General features: G+C 35.6%; 1 protein-coding gene. It reads right to left on the bottom strand.

Annotated features, from left to right (window positions below; genetic code table 11):
* A partial coding sequence (locus ACH2BC_RS00220; protein WP_395051905.1) for a GEVED domain-containing protein occupies positions 1 to 7,325 on the bottom strand: 7,325 nt, incomplete at its 3' end.
* Positions 7,326 to 7,340: the final 15 nt, after the last annotated feature.

Raw genomic sequence — 7,340 nt, 5'->3', positions numbered from 1 at the left:
GTTGGAACTGTTGCACCGTAGCATACTATTTGTGTTCCATTGTTATAATTATCTGCATCAACGTCTATAAATAAGGTTGCGCTTTGGTAGATTGATGCAACATTGTCATTACAATCTCCACCTATTAAAACATAACCTGGTGTAGCAACACAATTCATAATAGTAAATGCATTATTTCCATAACCATCACCATCTATATCTGCGTAGTATACTTGATTTGCAAGAACAGTAAATGTAAATGTAGTACAAGCAGTAGCTGAACCATATGCATTTTTAGGAACAACTTTCCAGCTATATGTGCCAGCTGTTAAAACCGAACTTGTATATGTTAAAGCCGTTTGATCCGCAGAAACTAAAGTTGTACCAGTTGCATTGTCTAAATATACATCATAGGCAGTAGCACTTAAAGCTGCTGGCCAAGATAACGTAGTTCCATTTGTAGATTGACAAACAGTGCTTGCAACAACTGGAGCAGTTGGAACAGTAATACAACTTGGTACTGTTGCAAAAACACATACAGAAAAACTTCCGTTTGCAGCACCAGAACCAGAATGGTAAACTCTAATATAATAATCTGTATTAGATACTAATGCTGAACCAGTTAAACCTTCTAAACCACCATTTCCTGTAGAGTTTGCACATCCTATAGAGTTAGCTGTACTCGGCAATCCTTGGAAAACTTGTGCAACTGCATTATAAGTAGAATTACCTTGAACTTGAATGTTATAAGTAATTCCTGTAGCATTTGCAGGTGTTGTAAATTTATACCAAACATCATCGTCTGGAGTTCCAGCAGTTGCTGCGTTACAAACTTGAATACCTGTAGTTGCTGTAGCTCTTAATATTTCACTAGAAATACTTGGAGTTGAAACACAACTAGTACCTACAGTTAAAGCAATTGCTCCTGCTGGCTCATCATAAGCTGGTGGAGGTAAAATTTGATTAATACAAATTGCAAATTCTCCACTTCCAAAAGTTCCACCAGCAACTCCTGTTGCTGAGTCATAAACTCTTAAATAATACTGAGTACTTGTAGCTAAAGTAATTGAAGCAAATGCTTCTGTTAATCCAACTGCTGAGGCATTAATACATGCAACTGGAGTTAATGTAGCATCTAAAACTTGAACAACTGCGTTGTAACCATTAGATGCTTGAACAGAAATTTTATAATTTGTATTTGTAGCATTTGTATTAAACGTAAAGAATACATCATCATCTGGCGTTCCTGGAGTTGTAGCAGAACAAACCGCTATTCCTGTACTTGCTGTAGCATTTTTACTAGAATATACATTACCACATACATTTATACATGCATCATCATTCACTGGTAATAAAATTGCAGAAGCAACTTCATTATTTACAGGAATAATTGCTGGTGCAACGCCACTTGTAAATGTTGCAGCAGGAACAAAACGTATTTGTGAATTACATGATGGAGAACTTTTTAAAGAATTTTGAGTAGTTGTTGCAAAATTTGCACTGTTCTCAAATTGCAAGATAGCTCTATTTGCAAATGTAGCATTAGCTGGAGATGTTCCATTTAATCCAACAGAATATGACCAAGCAATACCATTGTTTGCACCACTAAATAATTGCATTGTTCCATAATTGAAATCAATAGAATTATCACTTTCATGAAGAATAATTTGGAAATTTAAATTTGGATCACCAAAAGTAAACTTTTCCATTTCAGCCCATTCTAATATAATATCAGCAGTTCCACTTCCTAAAGTTCCAACAATTTTATACTTCATAGAAGTATCTTTATTAGCAATATTATTTCCTTGAATAACTAAGTCATCCCAGAAAGGTGCTAAAACATTATTTTGGCCTGTTGATGTTAAATCATTAGTAAAAGTTGCAGAAGTTTGTGGTGTATTGAATGTCATCCAACCATTTGAAGTTGCATAAAATCCTGTTACCGCAGCACCATTATATCTAAAAGTAGTACCAGCTAAACTAACTGTGTTAGTTTTACCGTCATCAGCACTGCTTAATGTTGTGTAAGCTGTACCAGTACTCATTATAGAACTATATGAAATAGTATTTCTTGTAGCATTAAATTCACAATTACTAACTGATACAGATACAGTATTTGTAGTTGCAGATAAACTTGTGCTAGTACAAGTTACTGTACAATAGAATTCTGAACTTACAGTTAAAGCTGGAGTTGTATATGTATTTGAATTAGCTCCAGATATTGGTGCGAAAGTTCCTGCTGGTAAATCTCTACCAAACCATTGGAAAGTTAAACCCGAAACACCAGAAGTAAATCCTGTAGTTGCTAAGTTTACAGTAGAATTAGCACACGTTGCAGTAGAACTTGATGTAGCTGTTCCTGCAGTAGGAGTTCCAGAACATAAAGGTGCAGGTAGTATATTAATTACATAATCTTCTGTTTCACCCCAAGTATAAGTTCCACAACCTAATGGTGTAGAAGTCGAAGTTCCGTTTTCATCTAGAACTACTCTCATTCTTGTTAAACCTAATGAAGCAGTAAGAGGTACAGTAATATTTGATGAAAATACAATTCCAGAAGCTGGAGCTGTAGAAGGTCCATCTACACCACCAACGCCATTGAAAGCTTCACCAGCATCGGCAAAATCTCCATCTTTATTCCAATCAATAAATATTTTAGTCCAACAAGTAAAATAAATATCACTGTTAAATTGTTTTACTTCTATTGGATATGAAGTTGATTGAATAAAATTTTGTGCAGGTAATGCTGTAAAATCTGAATAAGTTCCTGTTGCATTAACATTAGCTGTTAATGGTGATGGAGTTATTGAAGGATTTACTAATGTTCCAAAAGTAACTTGAGCAATATCATCATCATCTATGCTTGTCGCATTAGATGCACAATAATTAACAATAGTTAATTGAGCACCACTAGAATTTACTGAACATCCAACAGGAGAAGAAACTACTACTCTATAAAAATTAGCAGTACTTGCGGCTGCAAGGTTAGTTGTAACAACACTTAAAGTAGATGAAGTAGCACCAGTATATGTTACATTAGCAGGAGTACCATTTACAACATTAGTATAAGTTCCAGCAAGAGTTGTAGCTCTTTGCCATTGATACAATGGTGAACTAGAAACTGATGATGCTGAAAAAGATGTAGTATTACCAGCTAATATAGAAGTTGCAACCGGTTGAGTTGAAACCACTGGAGTATTAATTAATAATTGTGCACCTAAAGAATTTACAGAAGTACAAGGAGCATTTGCTCCAACTACCGCTCTATAATAATAAGTTCCTGCTGCTGGAGTTAAAGCTGTTGTAGCAACAGTTAAACTTGCAGTAGTTGCATTAGTATAAGTTGCTCCAGTTGGTGTAGCATTTACCACATTACTAAAGTTAACGTTATCTGTAGAATATTGCCACTGATAAGTTGTAAATGAACCTGCTGGAGTTACAGAGAAAATAGAACTTCCACCAGAATAACAAACCGTTTGCGCAGTTGGTTGAGCAGTAATTGTTACTCCTGTTCCAACGCTTAAAGTAGCAGTATTTGATTGAGGATCATTTGCTGGACCATCAACTATTACATAATAAGTATAGCCATTATTAACTGTCGTAACACCAGATATTGTTAAAGTATCTGTAGTTGCTCCGCTATAATTTCCACCATTTGTAATTGGATTAGCACCTAAACCTTGATCTTCATACCATTGGTAACCCAAAACAGTTCCTGTTATTACAACATTAAATACAGCTGATCCTGAATCACAAAGTGAAACATTTGCAGGATGTGTTGCAATACCTGTATCACCAACAGTTAAAACTGCGCTATTAGAAGTAACTGGACTACATGGAGAAGTTCCAGAAACCACACATCTATATTCATTACCATTCATCATGGCAGTTGAACCAGTAATTAACAATGAATTTGTTGAAACACCACTGAAAACAACTGAATTAGAAAGTGCTCCAAAAGTTAATCCAGAATCTGTTGACTCTTCCCAAGAATAAGTTAAACCTGTTCCTGTTGCAGCAACACTAAAACTAGCATTGTTTCCTGTAAGTACAATTTGAGAAGCTGGTTGAGAAGTTATAACAACTGGCTCGCTTACAGTTACAGATTTAGTAACTGTTGTAGAACAACCGTTAACTGTAACTGCATAAGAAATAATTACAGTACCTGCAGAAACTCCAGTAACAAATCCTGCATTATCTACAGTTGCTACTAAAGGATTTGATGTTGACCACATACCAGTAGGAGTATTATCACTTAATGATAAAACTGTTGGCATACATAATGCATTTAATCCAGTAATTGGATCAACAACTGGACTTGCGTTTACAACTAAACCTGTTGCACTCGTACCTGATGTATTAACATTAGAAACTGCAAATAAACCAGCAGTACTTCCAGCAGTTAAATTAACCGTTATTGTTGTATCGTTTACTGCAGTAAATGGTGTAGAAGTTCCGTTTAAAGTTACTCCTGTTGCATTTGTAAAATTAGTACCTGTTAAAGTAACAATAGTAGAAGCTAAATCAGCAGAACAAACTGTTGAAGGAGTAAAACTTGCTACAGTAATAGGAGGAAAATTAACAGAAACATTATCAAAAGCTAAATAAAAATCGCCACTAACCCAGTTAGAAGTAATTCTAACTCTGATGTTTTGACCAACATAAGCTGCTAAATCATAAGATTTAGTTCTCCATCCTGCAATACCATCATTGGTTACAGTTTCGATATTTGTATAAGTTGCTCCATAATTTGAAGAAACAGCTAATGTAAAAGTGCCTGATCCTGCAGCAGGAGGTGCATAAGGAGCACCAAAATTTGAAGTTCTATAATCAAAATTTAATTTCATTCCGCTAACTACTGCTCCAACATTTCCTGTTGTTATTAAACCAGTTGGTGTAGAAGACCATAAATTTCTAAATATTGCATTCCCTGGATTGCCAGTTACACTAACATTTGTACCAAAAGAAAAATCTGTTGACCAAAAAGCCGGTAAAGCAGTTGTTGCAAATGGCTCAAGATATGGTACTGGTGAAACTACAGGAGTTACATAAGCAATTGAAGTTGCCCAAGCACTATATTCTGTAGTTGCAACACATTCTGAACGTACATGTAAATAATAAGTACTACCAGAAACTAAACCTGTAACCGAACCAGAAGTTCCAGCAAGTGGAGTTCCAGAAGTTGGTGGTGTAGCCGAAGTAGTTATTGCATATTCATAACCAACACCTGGAACAGGTACTGCAGCAGTCCAAGAAAAATTAGCTGTTGTTGGAGTTATTCCAGATAAAGCTAAAGCTGTTGGAGCTTCACAATTTGGTATTAATTGAATTTTTAAATCACCAATATGAAAATCATAATCTGGCGCTTCGTCTACTGGTCCGTCAGTTCCTTGAAATGCTAATTGAACAGTTTGTCCAGTGTAAGCAGATAAATTCAAATCAAAACTTTGAAATACATTAGTTAAAGTTGTAGTATTAGATGCTTCAAATGTAAATAATGGCGTCCATACTAATCCACAACCATCTGTAGAAATTAATACTTTAACTTTATCATCTGTAAGTTGCATTCTTTCTAGATCTACAGCTGCACTTCCAAATTCAGTTATTGCAGCTTTAAAAGTAATTCTGCTGTTTCCAGTTAAATTTACTCTTGGCGAAACAATCCAATCATTTCTTGAAATTGTAAATAAATTTATTTTAGCTGAAGGAATTCCTAGAACTGACGAACTTGTCCAGTTAGAAGCTGTTCCACCAGGATTTAAATTTTGAGCTGTTCCAGTTGCTTCTGACCAACCTGGAAATACTGTTGCTAAGTTAGCACCTGTAAAACCTGTTAAATTATTATTAACTGGTAGAGTAGCTAATGATGGAGCGGTTGTTAAAACTGATATTGCATTTGTTCCTGTTGAAACATTATAATAATAATCAAAAGGGCCAGCGCCACAACGTAAATATTCGTATACTTTTATATTGTAGGTATTATTACAAAGCAATCCGCTTACAGTAACCGTTGAACCTGTGCCATCAAATATAATTTGTTGACCAGAACCTGAATAAACTGTATTTGCAACTAGTGCAGCAGCATTTACATTTACTGGATCTGTAATAGTACTGTTACTAATTACAACTAATCTTCTAGCACCATTTCCGTTAGTCCAAGATGTTGTAAAACCAGAATTATTAATCGCACTAGCAACCGCAGCTGTAACTTGTGTAGTTGGATTGGCCGGTACATTTATTGTTACTGGAGCAGTATCAGCATTTAATGTTGATGGCGTACAAGTAACTCTACATTTATAATATATTAATGTACCAAGAAAAGATGGTGGCGTATATGTAGAAGTTGTCGCACCTGTTCCTCCAACTACTGGACCATAAGTTACATTATCCGAAGATTGTAACCACTGAAAAGTAATTCCTGATACACCAGTTGAAAACCCAGAAGCTACTAACGCAGCTGGTACTGTGGCAGAACAAACATTTTGATTAGCTGGTAAAACTGAACCTGCTACTGGTGTTCCAGTACATGGTACAGGAGGTGAAAATGTATAAGTAGTTCCAGATGGAATTGCTACAGAATTTAAAGGATTATAAGTTGTTATACTAGCAGTATTTGTGCTAGCTGTTACACTTATCATTTGTCCAGCTCCAGAAGCAGCGGTAGCTAATCCTATTGAAGCATTTCCAGTATTGGCTACCATTCCTGCACCATAAGTAAAGACAACTCTATTAGTAGTTTCTTGTAATGCCACTTGAAATTTAGCCGCAGCTGTGGCTGTAGTGTTTCTTGGTACAGTAACAAACCATTCAACAAATAATACTCTATTAGGAGCGGTTCCTGTTAAAACATAATGTACTTTACCGCCAACACCTGTAGCCAAATCATCATAATAAGCAGAAATAAATGGTAAATTAGCAGTTGCATTAAACCAAGAAGTTGTGCTTGTTGCTGTACCATTTGAAAAAGCTGTTGTTGCTGCTGTGGCACCCAAACGCATAACACCGTTGGAACTTGCAGAAAATTGAGTATAAGTTACTCCATTAAATACAAAACTAAAACCAATAGGTGTAACTACCGAGGCGGAATCATCTAAACTAGCCGCAACTATTTGTGTTGAACCAGTCATAGCATTTATTGTACCACCAGTTGTTGCAGCGAAACTGTAATTTGAACCTACTTGTGCAGTTGTATATTGCAAAGAAAATAATGCAATAAAAAACATAATACAAGCAAGCCAACTTTTTCGCATTTTGCCAGCATTGGGAGCATTCCCAACCATGTCTGGCTCTAAAAATTTGAGATTCGAATTGCTTCGATAACTCAAGGAATTGTAATTATTTGTCATAATTATAAAATTGGG

It is taken from the genome of Flavobacterium sp. (assembly GCF_043760115.1).
Classification (GTDB): domain Bacteria; phylum Bacteroidota; class Bacteroidia; order Flavobacteriales; family Flavobacteriaceae; genus Flavobacterium.
Note: the sequence above shows the minus strand (reverse complement) of the source record. Positions and strands in the feature narration are given on the sequence as shown.